Consider the following 17059-nt stretch of genomic DNA (forward strand, 5'->3'; position numbering starts at 1 on the left):
TCGTTGAATGCCAGGCACATCAGGGAATGGGTGGATTGTTCCAGCGTTGCACGGTCACGATCATGTGGCCTTCGCCGGTCAGGGATTTCCCTGCGTCGTCGACGGCGGCGATCACCTTGAGGTTGCCGGCATTGTTGGTGGACATCTTGCGTGCCGGGTTCGGCCCGGCATCGCCCGGGGTGAACACGCCGGCGTCGGCCTGCATGGTGCCGGCGAACTTGACGTCTTCGTCTTCCCTGGCGCGGTCGTCGAAGGCCTCTACTTTCCACTGCGCCGGGAACACACCGATGCGATACGGCTTGCCGTCGGCGCCCTTGCCCCAGGCTTCCGCGTCGAAACGGCCCTGGACTTTCGGCGTCGAACCGCCGCCCTCGCCGATCCGCGCTACCGAGAACTCCGGCACCACTTTGACCGAAGCGATCTTGCTGTACACCGACAGGCTCGGGCCTTTCAGCGTGCCGACGCTGACCGCGCGCGCACCCGGTTGGGCATTGGCGGCGGCCTTGAGCCTGACCTTGATCTGCTGCGGGCTCTGCGAGACGACTTCGAGCACTTGCACCCCTTTGCCGAAGTCCGGCTTGCCGGTCAGGCCACTGCCGATCAGGGTCACTTCGGTTTCGCTGCCGGCTTTCAGATAGCCCGGCTGAACCGCCAGCAAACGACTGGAACCTTGTCTGGCGGCAACGAAGTCCAGGCCGCGCTCGTCGTGCTCGGCCTCGAACATCCGGCCCTGCATTGCATTGCCCTGGGCGGCGAACACCTGGCGCATGGTCACGCCATCGATGGTCACGTTGCCGCGCCATTCGTAGCCGGTGTAGAGAATCGCACTGCCGTCGCCATTGAACGGGCTGCCGTCGGCGTATTGGCCTTTGACGCTGACCTTGAAGGTGTCGCTGCCATCGGCGGTTACGCTCATGACACCGGCCAGTTCACCCTTGCCCGGCAAGTGGCCGCTGAAGCTCCAGTCGCCCACCAGGGCCTCGGCCTTTGGTGGCGCGCTCTGCCATTTTTTCCAGGCCGGGTTGTCCAGCGGATAACGCTTGGCCAGCAGCGGCACCATGTCTTTGCGGGCCATATCGAACCAGTCGCGGTCCCGGGACAGCGCCTGGTACTCCAGGGACGGCCACTGGCCGAGGTGGAAGTTCACCAGGCGTTCCCACTCCTGCGCCGGACGCCGTTGCAGGGCCACCCGCGCACCGGAGTGGCAGCGCCCGCACATCTGGCTGGTTGGGTCGTCGAACTGCTCGACGGTATTGAGTCGACGCTCCAGCGCATAACGCACGCCGTCGGTTTCGCTCGGCGCCAGGCCCTGGGTGTCGGCCAGGTACTTGACCAGCGTCCGGCGGTCGTCATCGCTGATCTGCAAGCCGTGCATGGTCTGCATGCGGGCGATGCTCATCAGCCAGCCTTCCGGCGTTTTGCGCTGATGGCTGATACGGCTGAGGCTGTTATCGGCTTCGGGGGTGTGACAGCCCTGACAGGTTTCCTTGAGGATGGTCTGGGCGTCGCGGGCTGCCAGGCTATGAGGCGAATGCAGCGCTACACAAGCGGCTACGGCCAGCAGGCTGGCGCTCATGCCTGATCGGAGTTTTCTCTTCATCAACGTCGAACCTCGCACGGTGCGTTCTTATTGTTGTGGCTTATCGTTTTTATGGTTTCTGCCGTCGGCTTTGATCCGCTGACGGAGGCAAGAGAAACGTCTGAGATGTGCAATACACAGAGCGTGCCAGCTTGCCGATAAGCTTTTTTATCAATCACTTACGCTGATTTGACCTCATTGGGCCATGCCCGGACGCGATCTGCCGCGTCTAGTTTCGCGACAGTTGTTGCAGTCTGAGACAGCGTAGTTGCCCGGCCTGAACAGCTCATCGCCCGCCGATTGACGGGGCCTGCCCAGCCGGTAAGAAAAGGGGATCGGGGAGGATTGCCCAAAGGCCTGCGCCGCACCACGCGTGTAGTGCGGCAGGCCTCGGTTCAACTGTTAAACGTCGGGTGCACACCTTTGTGCGCGTTGATTTCCTGTTGCATCTGCACCACCAGCGTCGCAATCGCGTGGGGTGAATTCAGCTCCCAAAGCGGAACGTGGGTCGCCACCAGGTCGACTTTGCCGGTCACGCAATCACACACGCGAATGGTCAGGGACTGATCCGGCGCCACGCTGCACGTGCATACCGACGGCAGAAAACTGTGTTCAATGATGTTTTGGATTTCCAGTGTTGAAAGGTTCATCGCTGCCTCCCTCACGCCAGATGTATTGCCGGGACAATGCTCCGTCATTTCGCCCGCCAGGCGAGAAAATTCTAGCCCTCGCCACAGGTGCTCTCAAGATCGCGAACAGGTTGCCCGTCGTCTCACCGGCTGTCGCGAAATGCGACAAACACCCCTGCCCGGCCCCCTTGATCTGCTGCGCAAAAACCCCGCCCGACCACGGCCGACCGGCGCTTTGGGGGACTTGGCACAGCCATTGCGAAAGCCCGGTTCTCACGAACAACAAGAGGCCTCGCCAATGTCGCTCCCAAACGTGCTTCCCGCCACTTCGGCGTTCATCCAACGCGCCCCGCGCATGCTGATCGGCAGTGGCTGGGTCGAGGCCGCCGACGGCCAGACCATGCCCCTGCACAACCCGGCCACCGGCGAAGTGCTGTGCGTGGTGCCACGGGCAACGCCTGCGGATGTCGATCGCGCGGTGCTTGCCGCCCGCCAGGCGTTCGACGATTCAACCTGGACCCGCACCCGCCCCCGGGAGCGGCAGAATCTGTTATGGAAACTCGCCGACCTGATGCAGCGCGACGCCGAGCTGCTGGCGCAACTGGAATGCCTGAACAACGGTAAAAGTGCGGCGGTGGCCCAGGTGATGGACGTGCAACTGGCCATCGACTTCCTGCGCTATATGGCCGGTTGGGCGACCAAGATCGAAGGTTCTACGGTTGACGTGTCGGCACCGCTGATGCCCAACGACCAGTTCCACAGCTTCATCCGTCGCGAAGCGGTGGGCGTGGTCGGCGCCATCGTTGCCTGGAACTTCCCGCTGTTGCTGGCCTGCTGGAAACTCGGTCCGGCCCTGGCCACCGGTTGTACCGTGGTGCTCAAACCCGCCGACGAAACCCCGCTGACCGCATTGAAACTCGCCGAGCTGGTGCTGGAAGCCGGGTATCCCGAAGGCGTGTTCAACGTGGTCACCGGCACCGGCATCACTGCCGGTTCGGCCCTGACTCACAACCCGCTGGTGGACAAGCTGACCTTCACCGGCTCCACCGCCGTGGGCAAGCAGATCGGCAAGATCGCCATGGACTCCATGACCCGGGTCACCCTGGAGCTGGGCGGTAAATCGCCGACCATCGTCATGGCCGACGCCGACCTGAAAACCGCTGCGGCCGGGGCGGCCAGCGCGATTTTCTTCAATCAGGGCCAGGTCTGCTGCGCAGGTTCCAGGCTGTATGTACAGCGCAAGCATTTCGACAATGTGGTGGCGGACATCAGCGACATCGCCAACGCCATGAAACTGGGCAACGGCCTGGACCCGAGCGTCGAAATGGGCCCGTTGATCTCGGCGCGCCAGCAGGAGCGCGTCTACGGCTACATCGAAAAGGGCCGGGAAAGCGGTGCGACCATTGCCTGCGGTGGTGAGCAGTTCGGGCCGGGGTTCTTCGTCAAGCCGACGGTGATCGTCGACGTCGATCAGAAGCACTCACTGGTGCAGGAAGAAATCTTCGGCCCGGTGCTGGTGGCCATCCCGTTCGATGACGAAGCCGATGCTCTGCGCATGGCCAATGACAGCCCTTACGGGTTGGGAGCGAGTATCTGGTCCAATGACCTGGCGGCGGTGCACCGGATGATTCCACGCATCAAGTCAGGCTCGGTGTGGGTCAACTGCCACAGCGCCCTGGACCCGGCGCTGCCGTTCGGCGGCTACAAGATGTCCGGGGTCGGGCGTGAGATGGGGTATGCGGCGATCGAGCATTACACCGAGCTGAAGTCGGTGTTGATCAAACTGTGAAACAGTTTTTGTAGGAGCTGGCGAAGCCTGCGATCTTTTGATCCTCGGTACGTTTGAGGCAACCAAAAGATCGCAGCCTTTGGCAGCTCCTACGGTTTGAATCCCTGCCCCATCAACCAACTCCTGACCATCCTTCCCTGCTCCACCGTCAAACCGGCCAACACCTGATCCGCCGGCTCGCCCTGCTTTAACCTCTGCACCAACGCCGCCACCTCAACCCCTTGCACATGCCAGATCCCCAACGGCTGATCGACCGTGATCACCACCTCGGCCTCATCGACCCACCCATCACGCAACACCGGCGCCCGCTCAACCCTCAGCGCATTGAAATTACCCCCTGCATGGGCCACCTCGGCATCCGGCCAGTTCCGTCGTGCCTGCCAGAACGGCTGGTCCAGCCAGCGTTGCTCATCGGCATAAAAATCCCGGCCGGTCCGTGCAAAACGCAAAAACAACTGCTCCACCCGCTGCTGGTGGAAACGCTGGGCCAGAGCCGCTCGTTCGGGTTTGCACAGCAGCGTGTTGATCACTGCCGGAGCCTGCAACGCCGAGGACAACGACTGAAAGATCCCGTTGCCCGACAACGGGTCCACCGCCATAGCCGCATCGCCGACCCGAATCCAGTTTTCGCCACACACCTGCGGGCTCAGAATCGCCGTGCTGCTGCGGGCGTGCAGCTGCAGATCACTTTCCGCTTCGCCTGCAAAAAATGCCGTGGCCAGCCGCGAACCCTGGCGCCGCTGCCGGCAGTAATCGAGCAACATGGCCTTGCCCGGCAACCCGGCGCTGGCCACGTCCACTGTCCATTGCCAGTAGCACTGACCATCGGCGCGCCGCGCCATCCACGCCCAGCCATCCTCGAGGCTTTCCACGGCGCTGGCGGTGCTGCCCGGCGAACCCTGCCAGCGATTGAGCAAGCTGACCGTCTCGGGGCCGCGCAAGCCTTTGCCGATAGCGGGAGCCTGACGTCCGCGGGCCTCGACGAGAAACGCTGCGAGCAGCGGTTCGCGGCCGTCGATTTCGACTCGATGGCCATTGGTCGATGACTGAACCGTCAACACCCGGCCTTCGATCAGCTCAACCCCCGCCAGGCGCAAATCCTCGCGCAGGCCTCGGTCAAAAGCCGGGCGGTCGAGCAGATACTCGACGTTCTGCGCATGCTGCCGGCCATTCCACGAGACCTGGCGCTGGGACGGTAACGCCGCATCCGCCAGTGCATGCTGCAGGCCGGCGCTGCGCAATGCCTCAAGAACCCGTGCGGATACACCTTCGAGCGCCGCAAACCGGCGCCATTCGCTGATCAGCGTGACGCCATGGCCCAGCCGCCGCAGCCCCAGTGCGACCGCGGCGCCGGCCGGTCCGGCGCCAAGAATGACGATGTCGGTCATGGCTCGAAGCGCCGTTCAGGGCCACGGTAACGGGCATGCTCGCGCAACCACTCGACGACTTGCTGATTGCTGGCGCCAGGCTGTTCGGCGAGGAACCCGGCGATGTGCCCGCTCAAGGCGGCACAACCGAGGCTCGCTCCGGATTGCCCCGGATAGGTGCCCTGCACACACGCAGCGAAATCCGCCTGGGCACTGTTGAGCCACGACCATTCCTGCTCGGCGCAGCGCGCATCGCCGGTCACTCGCAACACCTGCGGATAGTTGGCCGGAAACACCCCTTCCCCCTGGGCTGGACTCGACGCACACAGCAGCACGCCCCGTGCCACCGCTGCCGCGCAGGCTGCGCGCAACAAGCTGCGATCCTGACGCAGGCCAAGGCTCAGATTGATCAGTCGCACGTCCTGCGCCAGCAGCCAGTCAATCGCCGTGGCGATCTGCAAGGCGCTGGTGACACCGCGCTGGTCGAACACCTGCGCCACGCAAAACAGCGCCGAGGGTGCACGCCGGCCGATCGCCTCGATCACCGCACTGCCATGCCCCAGCGGATCGTCGCGCAAATCGCCCTCGGCCAGGCCGTCTTCGAGCAATGCAAAGCGCCGACCGGCGATCACTCGCATCCGCTGTGCCGCCGAGTGGCCGCTGTCCACCACACCCACGCGCAACTCAGGTTTCATGCAGCACCGTTTTCGAGGTCAGCACGCCGTCGAGCAATTCGAAACGCAGATCGGCATCGGCCAGGGTTGATGGGCGATGGCTGATCAGGATGCGCGTGCGCCCGGCAAACAAGCGGTCGATGGCGTCGATGACTTCGCGCTCGGTGGCTTCATCCACCGCGGACGTGGCTTCATCGAGCACCAGAATCAAAGGGTCCTGCAACAGCGCACGGGCAATCGCGATGCGTTGCTTCTGCCCACCGGACAACTGCTGACCGCGCTCGCCCAACGGACTGTCGAGGCCTTCGGGCAAGGACTCGATCAGGCTGTCGAGTTGCGCCAGCCGCGCCACGTCGGCAATCGCCTCGCGGCTGGCGTCCGGCACCGCGTAGGCCAGGTTGTCGGCGAGGCTGCCGCGAAACAGCACGATGTCCTGGCTGACGATGGCAATGCGCCGACGCAACTGGAACAGATCCAGTTCGCGCAGATCGACATCACCCAGCAGGACCCGGCCCGATTGTGGATCGTGATGACGTTGCAGCAGGTCGATCAGGGTGGATTTACCCACGCCGGAGCCGCCGCTGAGGGCCACTTTCAAGCCGTAGGGGATCCGTGCTTCGATGCCGCGCAGGGTCGACTGGCGACCGGGATGGGCAAAGTGCACGTTGTCGAACCAGAGGTCACCGGAACTCGGCATCGGGCGTGGCGTGACAGGCGTCGACACGGTCGGTTGTTCGCCGCGCAACTCCATGACCCGGCCGAGGCTGACGGTCATCCGCTGAATGGCAACGTACAGCCCGAGCAGGCTTTGCACCGGCCCCACGGCCATGCCCAGGTAGGTGGAAAAGGCAATCAGGGCACCGAGCTGCCAGGTGCCCTGCACCACCCAGTAACCGCCGATCAGAAATGCGCAGGCCCGGGACAGCGAGGTCAGCGTACCGGGCACGGCCTGGGTGAAAAACTCGGTGACTTGCAGGCGCAGCAACTGGCTCATGTAGCCCTGCCCCAGCGTCTCGAGGCGCCGCGCTTCGCGCTGTTGCTGGCCGGCGGACTGGATGAACTTCATCACCGGCAGCGTCTCGACCATGAACGACGACATGTCCGCCGAACGCTCGCGCAACTGCCGCACATCGCGCTCGACCTTGCGCCGCATCCAGCGCAGCCAGAGGACATCGAGGGGAATCAGCACCACCGCCAGCAGCGAGAGTTTCCACGACAACGTCAACAGCATCGCGATGGCAACCACCAGACCGATCACACTCGACACCGCCGAGAACAGCGAGTCCACGGCGAACCGCTGGATTTCCGCGACGTCGCCATCGAGGCGCGACATCAGGTCGCCGATGCGCCGCTGGCCGTAGAAGCTCGGCGACAGGGTTTGCAAATGCCGGTACAGGTCGTCGCGCAAGGCAAACAGCATGCGCCCGGACAGTCGCGTGTGCAGGTAGCGGTTGATGCCCGAGAGCGCCGTGCCCAGCAACCCGGCGACGATCATCAACCCGGCGATCAATACCAGCATCGGGAAGTTGCGCGCCAGCAGGCCGTCGTCGATCAGCAGTTTGGTCAGCCACGGCTGCACCAGCACCAGCGCCGAGGCGCAGACCGACAAACCCAGCAACCCGGCAATCGCCAGGCGATGGGGGCGCACGAAGCTGTACAACCAGCGCAGTGACGCTTGCAGCGCCTCGGGGTTCTGGCTGTCGATCAGCCGAACGATCAAGCGCTGCATTACGAACGCAACTGTTTGAGCTTGCGATACAGGGTCGCGCGGCTGATGCCCAGTGCGTCGGCGGCGGCCGAGACGTTGCCTTGGTGCGTGTCCAGGGACTGCCGGATCAGCTCCAGTTCGTTTTCCCGGATGCTGCCGGCCTGGGGCCGTTCGCTGGCGGTCAACTCGTCGAGCATGCTGTCGGGCAAGTGGTCGAGGGTCAGCACGGTTTCACCCGGTTCGCGCATGGCCAGCGCGGTGCGCAGGACCATCTCCAGTTGGCGGATGTTGCCGGGCCAGTGATAACCGCCGAGCAAGCGATCGAGATCATCGTGCAGGACCGCGTTGGGGGCGCCCAGTGTCGTCAGCATGCGACTGACCAGCGCGGCGAAATCTTCGCGTTCGCGCAGGGCCGGAAGCATCACGCTGATGCCGTTGACCCGGTAGAACAAGTCCTCGCGAAAGTGCTTTTCTTCCACCAGACGCTTGAGGTCGCGGTGGGTGGCGCAGATCAGCGCGATGTCGATGTCCTGCTCTTCGCCTGCGCCCAGGGGCGCGACCTTGCGATCCTGCAACACCCGCAACAGTCGGGCCTGCAAGGCCAGGGGCATGTCGCCGATTTCATCGAGGAACAAAGTGCCGCCATGGGCCTGCTGCAGGCGCCCGACCATGCCGCCCCGGCGTGAACCGGTGAACGCGCCTTCGCGATAGCCGAACAGTTCGGACTCGATCAGGCCTTCAGGAATGGCCGCGCAGTTCACTGCCACGAAGGGTTTGTCGCAGCGCGCTCCGGCCATGTGCAGGGCGCGGGCGATGACCTCTTTACCGGTGCCGGTTTCGCCCAGCAACAAGACGGGTAACTCATTGGCCAAGCCTTGACGGGCCATGCGCAAGGCGCGGGCGTAGCGTGTATTGCTGCCGGCCAGCGCTTCCAGATCCGGTTGTGCCTTGGCAGTTTTCGCCGCAGTGCGCGGTGGGCTGCTGACGTTGATCGAGCGTTGCGGCGCGCGCAGGGTTTTGTAGAAGAACTCGCCCTTGGCGGTTTGCAGGCTGCCGGCCCCGCCCTGATGCAGGCGCGCCAACAACTGCAAGCCGTCGACGCCGAGAAACTCCTCGCAGCGCCGACCGACCAGGGCCGAGCGCTCGGCGTGGAGCAACTGGCAAGCCTGGGCGCTGACCGCGAGGATCTGCCCGCCGAGACTCACCGCCAGCAGGCCTTGCCACGGGGATTCCAGATACTGCCTGCGGCTGTGGAAGGCCAGCACGATTTCGTCCGGATAGCTGGCGTTGAACACCCGGCTTTCGATCTGGCTGACCGCCATGGCCAGCAGCGCAGTGCTGTCGTGGGCGCGGCCAAGGGGGCCTTCGCGGGTCAGGTCGAGGACGCCAAGAATGTCGCCCTGGGGGCAATGGATCGGCACCGAAGTGCAGGAAAAATCACTGAGGCGATCCAGATAATGTTCGCCGCAATCGATCAGGGTCGGCCGGGCTTCCACCAGTGCCGTGCCGAGGGCGTTGGTGCCGCGGACCGCTTCGCTCCAGCAGGCGCCCAGGGTGATGTCCTGCAAGCCGCTGCCCTTGAGACGGTCGGCGCGGCCTTCGACGGCGAGGATGGTGGCGTCGGAGTTGGCCAGGATGATCAGCCCTTCCTTGCCCTGACGCTCGGCCAGGTAATCGATCGCCGGCAGCGCGGCGTCGATCAGCAAGCGATTGTTGGCCAGCAATACGTCAAGGCTGGCACTCGATTCCAGCGCCAGCTCGTGCTTGGCATTGAAATGCACGCCATGGCTCAGGCTGCGTCGCCACGAAGCATCGATTTCCGCACGCAGGACGCCATCCGGCACTTCGCCTTCCAGGTGCAACTTTTCCCGGGCCAGCCGGGCTTCGCGATGCTGTTTGGGGGAGTTTGTTTTTATTAGCGTCATCAAGCGCTCCGGGTCATCCGCCCTGCGCCTTCATACGTTGGCGCCCTGGCGCAATCTTTACGTTAACGTAAGGGCTATGGCAAGTGCCGTAGGGCGCTTGTAATTCACCAGATAGACCGAGTTATCGTTCTTCGCGAGCAAGCCCGCTCCCACACTTGACTGTGTTGAACCAAAAATGTGTGGTCAACATCGGACAATGTGGGCCTGCGTTCAGTCGATTTTCCCGGCGCGGGCCAACACAGCGTTGAGCAAAACATCCGTGCCCTGGCGCACGTCTTCGGGCAGTACGTCTTCGGCTTCGTTGTGACTCAGGCCGCCCACGCACGGGATGAACACCATGGCCGTCGGGCAGTACCGCGCCAGGTGGATCGCGTAATGTCCGGCGCCACTGACGGTCCCCTCGGTGGAGTCCGGGAACCGTTGGTGAGCGCCCGTCGATTTTTCATCTTTTTTTCCACATCCCGTGGGGAAAGTCGGGGAAGTACAAGCTAGCAGAATTCCTTACATCTCAACCTGTGTGCCCAGCTCTATCACCCGATTCAACGGCAACTTGAAGTACTTGAGGTTGCTGTTGGCGTTCTTGAGTAAAAAGGCGAACAGGCCTTCTCGCCAACGGGCCATGCCGATGCGCTTGGTCGGGATCACCGTTTCCCGGCTCAGGAAATAGGTGGTGCGCATCGGACTGAAGTCCAGCTCAGCCAAGTGACAGAGACTCAACGCCAAAGGGACATCGGGCTCCTCGATAAAGCCGAAGTGCAGGCTGACCCGGAAGAACCCTTCGCCATATGCTTGAACCTCAAACCGTCGATCAGCACTCACACGAGGGCTGTCTTCAGACACCACGGTGAGCAACACCACTTGCTCATGCAAAACCTGGTTATGCAAAAGGTTGTGCAGCAGCGCATGCGGAACGGCATCGGACCTGGCTGTCAGAAATACCGCCGTACCTTGTACACGATGAGGAGGCTGCGTGCGGATGCTACCGATGAATACTGGTAGAGGCAGCGCGGTTTCGTCCAGCCGTTCAACAATGATCTTGCGGCCCCGTTTCCAGGTGGTCATCAAAATGAACAGGCCAATACCGGCAATCACCGGGAACGCACCGCCCTGGAAGATCTTCGGAGCATTGGCCGCGAAGTACAGGCTGTCTACCAGCAGAAAACCGAGCAGCATCGGAATGGCCAGCCAGCGCGGGGTTTTCCATAGCAACAGGACGACAGCCGAGGACAGGATGGTGGTGATCAACATGGTGCCCGTCACAGCGACCCCATAAGCGGCGGCCAATGCACTGGACGACTCGAAACCAAGCACCAGCAGCACAACACCGACCATCAATGCCCAGTTGACCGTGCCGATGTAGATCTGTCCCTGCTCCAGGCTGGAGGTGTGCTGGATAAACATGCGAGGAACATACCCAAGCTGGATGGCCTGGTGGGTCAGGGAAAATGCGCCTGAGATCACGGCTTGAGAGGCGATGATGGTAGCCAGTGTGGAGAGTGCGACCATCGGCAGCAGTGCCCAGCCCGGCGCGAGCAAATAAAATGGATTGCGCACCGCCTCAGGGTTTTCCAGGATCAAGGCACCTTGACCAAAATAGTTGAGTACAAGTCCTGGCAGTACCAAAATGAACCACGCGCGGGCAATGGGTTTGCGACCGAAGTGTCCCATGTCTGCATACAGTGCTTCGGCGCCCGTCAGCGCGAGTACCACTGCCCCAAGGATGGCCACACCGATTCCCGGATGAGCGATAAAAAAATGCGCTCCCCAGTACGGATTGAGCGCTTGCAATACTTCCGGTCGCTGGAAAATGCCATAGATCCCCAGCGCACCCAGCACGACAAACCACAGCACCATCACTGGGCCGAACAGGATACCGATGCGAGCGGTGCCGTGTTTCTGTATCAAGAACAGCGCCACCAGCACGATCACTGACAAGGGCACGACCCAGTGTTCGATTCCGTCAAACGCCAGTTGTAGACCTTCAACCGCAGAGAGCACCGAAATGGCCGGGGTGATCATGCTGTCCCCGTAAAAAAGCGCCGCACCGAACAGGCCAAGCAGAACGAGTATTTTACTCATGCGCGGATAAGGGGCGGCCGCGCGGCGGGCTAAAGCCGTCAAGGCCATGATGCCGCCTTCGCCCTGGTTGTCGGCACGCAGGATGAACAGCACGTATTTGATCGAGACGACCCAAATCAGTGACCAGAAGACCAACGACAGAATACCCAACACGCCGTCGTGGTTGGCCTGAACGCCATAGTGACCAGAAAATACTTCTTTCAACGTGTACAGAGGGCTGGTGCCAATGTCCCCGTAAACCACTCCGACCGCGGCAACGAGCAGGCCCAGTCCTGACGTTTTGGATTGCGGGTTTTCATGTGCTCCGATTGCTGTTTCACTCAAGGGTCGCTTCTCTCGAATTGCGGGGAGGAAGTGCATGCCATCCTTGGGCAAAACAATATGCCCAGGCCACTGAAGCCTCGAGGCGCATGGACGATCTGAAAAGTCGCGGCCAGTATCTTTGAGGGCTGAAACGGCAGTCGTAAAGAATGCGTAAAAATTTACGGCGATACGAACTCTATCCATTCAAATCATCAGATTGGATCTGGCGGTGCCGGGTGTGCTCGATATTGCCGGACTGACATATTGAGTCACTTGCAGCCCTGCACGACAGGCAGCACAGTCAAAAGCGAACCCTCAGCAGCCCGGTGTCGCTTGGAACTCTTCAAAATGATGCCGTAACAATGGCATCTCTCGCTAATAGCCAACGTAGACACGTTCTCGCCCATAAAACCCCTCCTGGCAAACGAGATAAATAGCTAGCTATTTGTTAGTGAAAGTCTGAAGTATTCATTTGAACTTTCAGATTCTTTCACCGCGCGGCCTGTGCCTAACATCGACTCCACAGCGAACCAGCCTCTTCGCAGCCGGGCGCCGTCGAAGTGCTTTTGCAGCAGACCCTGGGATTTTTGAGGATCACCGATGAAGCTGGAAATTTTCCGCACGCTGTGGGGCTATACCGCCAGCAAGGCTCAGGCGCTCGAGGAGTTGCTGCACGCGGGCTTTGACGGCATGGAAGCACGCCTGCCGCTGGACGCCCGTGAACGGGCCGAGTTCGGCGCTTTTCTCCAGGCCAATCGCCTGGGCTATATCAGCACCGTCTTCACCGCGTACGACGTGCTGCCTGACCAGTCGGCAACGCCCGCCGTTCACCTCGATGACCTCGACCAGAAACTCGCCTGGGCTGCCGAACTCGGCCCACGCTTCGTCAACGTGCTGGCGGGCAACGATCGCTGGTCCTTGCCACAACAAGTTGAATTTTTTGGCCAGGCGCTGGATCTGGCGCGCAAGCACGGCCAGGTCTGCAGTTTCGAGACTCACCGCTCGCGTTCGCTGTTCAACCCCTGGGTGACCCTGGAGTTGATCCGCCAACTGCCCGACTTGTTGTTCACCAGTGACATCAGCCACTGGGTCGTGACTTGCGAGCGTCTGTTGAATGACCCGGCCGATGACCTGAGCGCTTTCATCGAGCGGGTTCACCATATCCAGGCCCGGGTCGGTTACGACCAGGGCCCGCAGGTTCCGCACCCGGCGGCGCCCGAATATGCCAAAGAACTGGCGTTCCATCAGCAGCACTGGGAAAGCATCTGGCGCTCGCAGCAAGCCCGCGATTACCAAGTCAGCACCCTGACCCCGGAATTCGGCGCCGACGGCTACCTGCATCATTTGCCCTTCACCAATGTCCCGGTCGCCGACCTGTGGTCATTGAACGTGTGGATGGGCCAGACCGAGCGCGAACACTTCGAGCGTTTCAGCCACTCAAGCCATCCTTAGGGAGCCGATGCGTCATGCCTGACAATAAACACAACAGCGCCAGCACTGACACACACAAAGCCAACTTCAACAGCATTCCGGTGGTCAACATCGCCGGTCTGTTCAGCGTTGAACTGGAACACCGCCTGGCCGTGGCCGAGCAATTGGGGCGCGCCGCCAGCGAGGTCGGGTTCCTCTATATCACCGATCACGGCATCGACCCGCAACTGATCGCCAACCTGCGCCAGGCTGCCAAGGACTTTTTCGACCAGCCCTTCGACACCAAGATGCGCTACTACATCGGCACCTCACAAACCCACAAGGGTTTTGTGCCCGAAGGCGAAGAGGTCTACTCCAAGGGCAAGCCGGACCACAAGGAAGCCTTCGACGTCGGCTTCGAAGTCCCGGCCGATGACCCGCTGGTGCTGGCCAACACTCCGTTGCTGGGGCCCAACGACTGGCCGCAGCTGTCAGGCTTCAAGGCGTCGGTACAGGCCTACTATGCAGCCATCTTCGCCTTGGGCCGGCGCCTGTTCGGCGGCTTCGCCCTGACCCTGGGCCTGGAAGAAAACTATTTCGACAGCCTGGTCACCCGTCCGCCGTCCAAGCTGCGCCTGATCCACTACCCCTTCGACGGTGCCGCCCATGATGCACCGGGTCTTGGCGCCCATACTGACTACGAGTGCTTCACCATCCTTTTGGCCGACAAACCGGGCCTTGAGGTGATGAACGATCTTGGCCAGTGGATCGATGCACCACCGATGGCCGATGCCTTTGTCGTCAACATCGGCGACATGCTGGAAGTGATGACGGCAGGCGCTTTCGTTGCCACTGCGCATCGGGTGCGCAGCGTGAAGGAGGAGCGCTATTCCTTTCCGCTGTTTTATGCCTGCGACTATCACACCCAGATCAAGCCGCTGCCCGGGTTCGCCCAGGCAGGCAACGACTACGAAGAAATCACCATCGGCGAACACATGTATGGCCAGGCGCTGCAGACCTATCGGTATCTGCGCCAGAGGGTGGCCAACGGGGAAGTTCAGCTGCCAGGCAAGGCACGCAAGCCCGCCAGTTTCGGACATTTGAAAAATCAGGCGCAACCGTCCTGATTGAAATTTTCAGCTACCCCCCTACCTACGCCGGAGTCAGTACATGATGAAAAACAACAAGAAAAACCTTTTGAGCCTGGCTGTATTGGCAGCCGGCATGTTCGGTGCCACGGTGAGCATGGCCGCGGCAGAAACGTTCAAGGTCGGCATGGAAATCACCTACCCTCCTTTCGAGTCCTACGACAAGGACAAGAATGTGGTGGGTTCGGACCCCGAGCTGGCAACGGCTCTGGCCAAGCAGATGAACGCCAAGGTGGAGTTCGTCGACACCAAGTTCCCGAGCCTGATCCTGGGCCTGAACTCCGGCAAGTACGACGCGATCATTTCCGGCATGTACATCACGCCGGAGCGCCAGACCCAGGCCCAGACCATCGCCTATGCCAACACCGGGGCCGCGGTCATGGTGCCCAAGGGCAGCGAGATCAATGCGAAAAAACCTGAGGACCTGTGCGGTTTGAAACTGGGCCTGGAACAGGGCACGACCTGGGTCAAGGAATTCAGGAAGCTGTCCGATGAATACTGCGTGCCGAACAACAAAGGGGCGATCACCGTCAGCGAATACCCCTCAGCCCCCGAAGTGACCCAGGCCCTGCTGTCCAGGAACATCCAGGCCCAGGTCGAAATCGCCGGCGCGGCAAAAATGATCGCGGAAAAGACCAACGGCCGGGTCGTGATCACCACCGAGCATCCGATCTATCAGCAAACCCTGGGCATCTTCGTCAAGAAAGGTAACGACGAAACCTTCCAGGCCGTGCAGAAGGCCTTCGAGGAGAGCAAAAAGAGCGGTGAATACGCCGCAGTCCTCAAGAAATATGGTTTGGAAGAACCGACTGCCAACTAAGAACCTGTCCTTGTAGTCTGGTCATCTGCCTCCCCTGCACCGGGGCGGCAGATCGAGGTGCCCCATGCCATTCGATTGGTCGTATTTCTTCTCCCTGTTCTCCCTGCCGGACTTCTGGAGTGCCTGCGTCACGGTGGTCCAGCTCAGTGCCCTGGCCTGGTTCATCGGCATGCTGCTGGGTTTTGTCCTGGCCACGGCCAAGCTGTCCCAATCGCCCTTGGTGCGCATTCCCGCAGCGGTCTACATCTGGTTCTTCCGCAGCATCCCGTTGCTGGTGCTGGTGGTGTTCGTCTACAACCTGCCGCAATTGTTTCCCGGTAGCGGATCGATTCTGTCCAACCCCTTCTACGCAGGTCTGCTGGCCCTGGTGGTCACTGAAGCGGCGTACATGGCGGAAATCCATCGTGGCGGCCTGATCTCCGTGGCCAAGGGCCAGAAGGAAGCCGGGCGTGCGCTGGGTGTCGGCCTGTTGGGCATGCAACGGCTGATCGTGATCCCCCAGGCTTTCCGTATTTCGCTGCCGACCTTGATCAATGAATACATCACGGTGGTCAAGCTGACATCGCTGGTCTCGGTCATTTCCCTGACCGAAATCCTCACAGTCGGCCAACGCCTCTATGCCACCAACTTCCTGGTCATGGAAACGCTGGCGGCGGTAGGCGTCTATTACGTGTTGATCGTCACCGTGTTCGGTTATTTCCTGCAGCGCCTGGAGCGCTACCTGGACCTGAACCTGCGCAAGCCGCACACGCTCGACGCGTCCACCATCGCCAGGTTCAAGGCCAGTGCCGAAGCGTTGCCCGGCACTGCGCGCAAGGCAGCAGGCACTAACGCGACGCCCATCCTGCAACTGAAGAACATCCAGAAGAGCTATGGCACGCACAAGGTGCTGCTGGGTATCGACCTTAATGTCGAATGCGGCCAGGTGGTCTCGATCATCGGGCCATCCGGTTCCGGCAAGACTTCGCTGATCCGCACGGTCAACGGCCTGGAAACCATCGATACCGGCGACATTCTGTTGTTCGGCGAAAAATTCATCGAGGCTTCGAACAAACCCAATGGCTCCCGCCTGCGCAAAGGCGTGCGGCACATCGGCATGGTGTTCCAGAACTTCAACCTGTTCCCGCACCGCACCATTCTTGACAACGTCACACTGGCGCCGCGTTACCACGGCCAGCCGGGCGAGCTGAGTGAACATCGTGCCTATGCGCTACTGGACAAGGTCGGCCTGCTGGCCCATGCCCACAAGTACCCGCACCAGCTCTCCGGCGGGCAACAGCAGCGCGTGGCGATCGCTCGAGCCCTGGCGATGGAGCCGCAGATCATGCTGTTCGACGAGCCGACCTCGGCCCTCGACCCGGAATTGGTCAACGACGTGCTGAGCGTGATCCGCGACCTGGCGAAAGAAGGCATGACCATGCTGATCGTGACCCACGAAATGGACTTTGCCATGTCGATATCCGACCGGGTCGTGTTCATGGAGAACGGTAATATCCAACTGGATGCCGCCCCTGAAACCATACGATGCGATGCCAAAGGAGAACGAGTGCGGCGCTTCATGGGAATCAGTGCTCGATCGCCAAGCCTGGCTGCAACGCTGGATCATGCATGAGCATGGGTGCATGCCT

At 61.5% G+C, this 17059-nt stretch carries 12 protein-coding genes and 1 pseudogene; 5 read left to right on the forward strand and 8 right to left on the reverse strand.

The window, feature by feature from the left end; genetic code table 11:
- Positions 1-19: 19 nt before the first annotated feature.
- Both peaA and KGA83_RS16170 read right to left on the reverse strand, forming a co-directional pair.
- Entirely contained in the window at positions 20-1600 is a 1581-nt protein-coding gene (peaA, locus tag KGA83_RS16165) for a quinohemoprotein amine dehydrogenase subunit alpha (RefSeq protein WP_223530176.1), read from the reverse strand.
- 374 nt (positions 1601-1974) lie between these two features.
- On the reverse strand, positions 1975-2229 hold the full coding sequence (locus KGA83_RS16170) for a DUF1652 domain-containing protein (RefSeq protein WP_108219424.1): 255 nt from the start codon (positions 2227-2229) through the stop codon (positions 1975-1977).
- Between the two features lie 277 nt (positions 2230-2506).
- Here KGA83_RS16170 and KGA83_RS16175 point away from each other — a divergent pair, with 277 nt between their 5' ends.
- Positions 2507-3997 carry an aldehyde dehydrogenase family protein gene (locus tag KGA83_RS16175; RefSeq protein WP_223530177.1) on the forward strand — a complete coding sequence of 497 codons (1491 nt, stop codon included), beginning with the start codon at positions 2507-2509 and terminating at the stop codon, positions 3995-3997.
- A gap of 89 nt (positions 3998-4086) precedes the next feature.
- Here KGA83_RS16175 and KGA83_RS16180 read toward each other — a convergent pair whose 3' ends face one another.
- The 6 genes and pseudogenes from KGA83_RS16180 to KGA83_RS16205 form a co-directional block, all read right to left on the reverse strand.
- Complete coding sequence (locus KGA83_RS16180) at positions 4087-5385, reverse strand: NAD(P)/FAD-dependent oxidoreductase (protein WP_223530179.1); 1299 nt, start codon at positions 5383-5385, stop codon at positions 4087-4089.
- A complete protein-coding gene (locus KGA83_RS16185) occupies positions 5382-6059 on the reverse strand; it encodes a S8 family serine peptidase (RefSeq protein ID WP_223530181.1) in 678 nt (225 codons plus the stop codon). Before KGA83_RS16185 ends, KGA83_RS16180 begins: the two co-directional genes overlap by 4 nt.
- A complete protein-coding gene (locus tag KGA83_RS16190; protein ID WP_108219420.1) occupies positions 6049-7767 on the reverse strand; it encodes an ABC transporter ATP-binding protein in 1719 nt (572 codons plus the stop codon). The genes KGA83_RS16185 and KGA83_RS16190 overlap by 11 nt, the downstream gene beginning before the upstream one ends.
- On the reverse strand, positions 7767-9671 hold the full coding sequence (locus KGA83_RS16195; RefSeq protein ID WP_223530183.1) for a sigma-54-dependent Fis family transcriptional regulator: 1905 nt from the start codon (positions 9669-9671) through the stop codon (positions 7767-7769). The genes KGA83_RS16190 and KGA83_RS16195 overlap by 1 nt, the downstream gene beginning before the upstream one ends.
- A gap of 210 nt (positions 9672-9881) precedes the next feature.
- Positions 9882-10073 (reverse strand): annotated as a pseudogene (locus tag KGA83_RS29845) (Zn-dependent hydrolase); the annotation flags it as partial.
- 99 nt (positions 10074-10172) lie between these two features.
- Positions 10173-12074 carry a potassium transporter Kup gene (locus KGA83_RS16205; RefSeq protein WP_108219418.1) on the reverse strand — a complete coding sequence of 634 codons (1902 nt, stop codon included), beginning with the start codon at positions 12072-12074 and terminating at the stop codon, positions 10173-10175.
- 579 nt (positions 12075-12653) lie between these two features.
- On the opposite strand from KGA83_RS16205, the gene KGA83_RS16210 reads away from it, so the two are divergent.
- The 4 genes from KGA83_RS16210 (at position 12654) to KGA83_RS16225 (ending at position 17043) form a co-directional block, all read left to right on the forward strand.
- The gene (locus KGA83_RS16210; protein ID WP_108219417.1) at positions 12654-13505 is read left to right on the forward strand and encodes a sugar phosphate isomerase/epimerase family protein; all 852 of its coding nucleotides are present in this window, start codon (positions 12654-12656) and stop codon (positions 13503-13505) included.
- 14 nt (positions 13506-13519) lie between these two features.
- The gene (locus KGA83_RS16215) at positions 13520-14590 is read left to right on the forward strand and encodes an isopenicillin N synthase family dioxygenase (RefSeq protein ID WP_223530184.1); all 1071 of its coding nucleotides are present in this window, start codon (positions 13520-13522) and stop codon (positions 14588-14590) included.
- A 46-nt stretch (positions 14591-14636) separates the two neighbouring features.
- On the forward strand, positions 14637-15431 hold the full coding sequence (locus KGA83_RS16220; RefSeq protein ID WP_108219473.1) for an ABC transporter substrate-binding protein: 795 nt from the start codon (positions 14637-14639) through the stop codon (positions 15429-15431).
- 64 nt (positions 15432-15495) lie between these two features.
- Positions 15496-17043, forward strand: coding sequence for an amino acid ABC transporter permease/ATP-binding protein (locus KGA83_RS16225; protein WP_223530185.1), 1548 nt, complete (start codon positions 15496-15498; stop codon positions 17041-17043).
- Positions 17044-17059: the final 16 nt, after the last annotated feature.

It is taken from the genome of Pseudomonas sp. GL-R-19 (assembly GCF_019956375.1).
Classification (GTDB): domain Bacteria; phylum Pseudomonadota; class Gammaproteobacteria; order Pseudomonadales; family Pseudomonadaceae; genus Aquipseudomonas.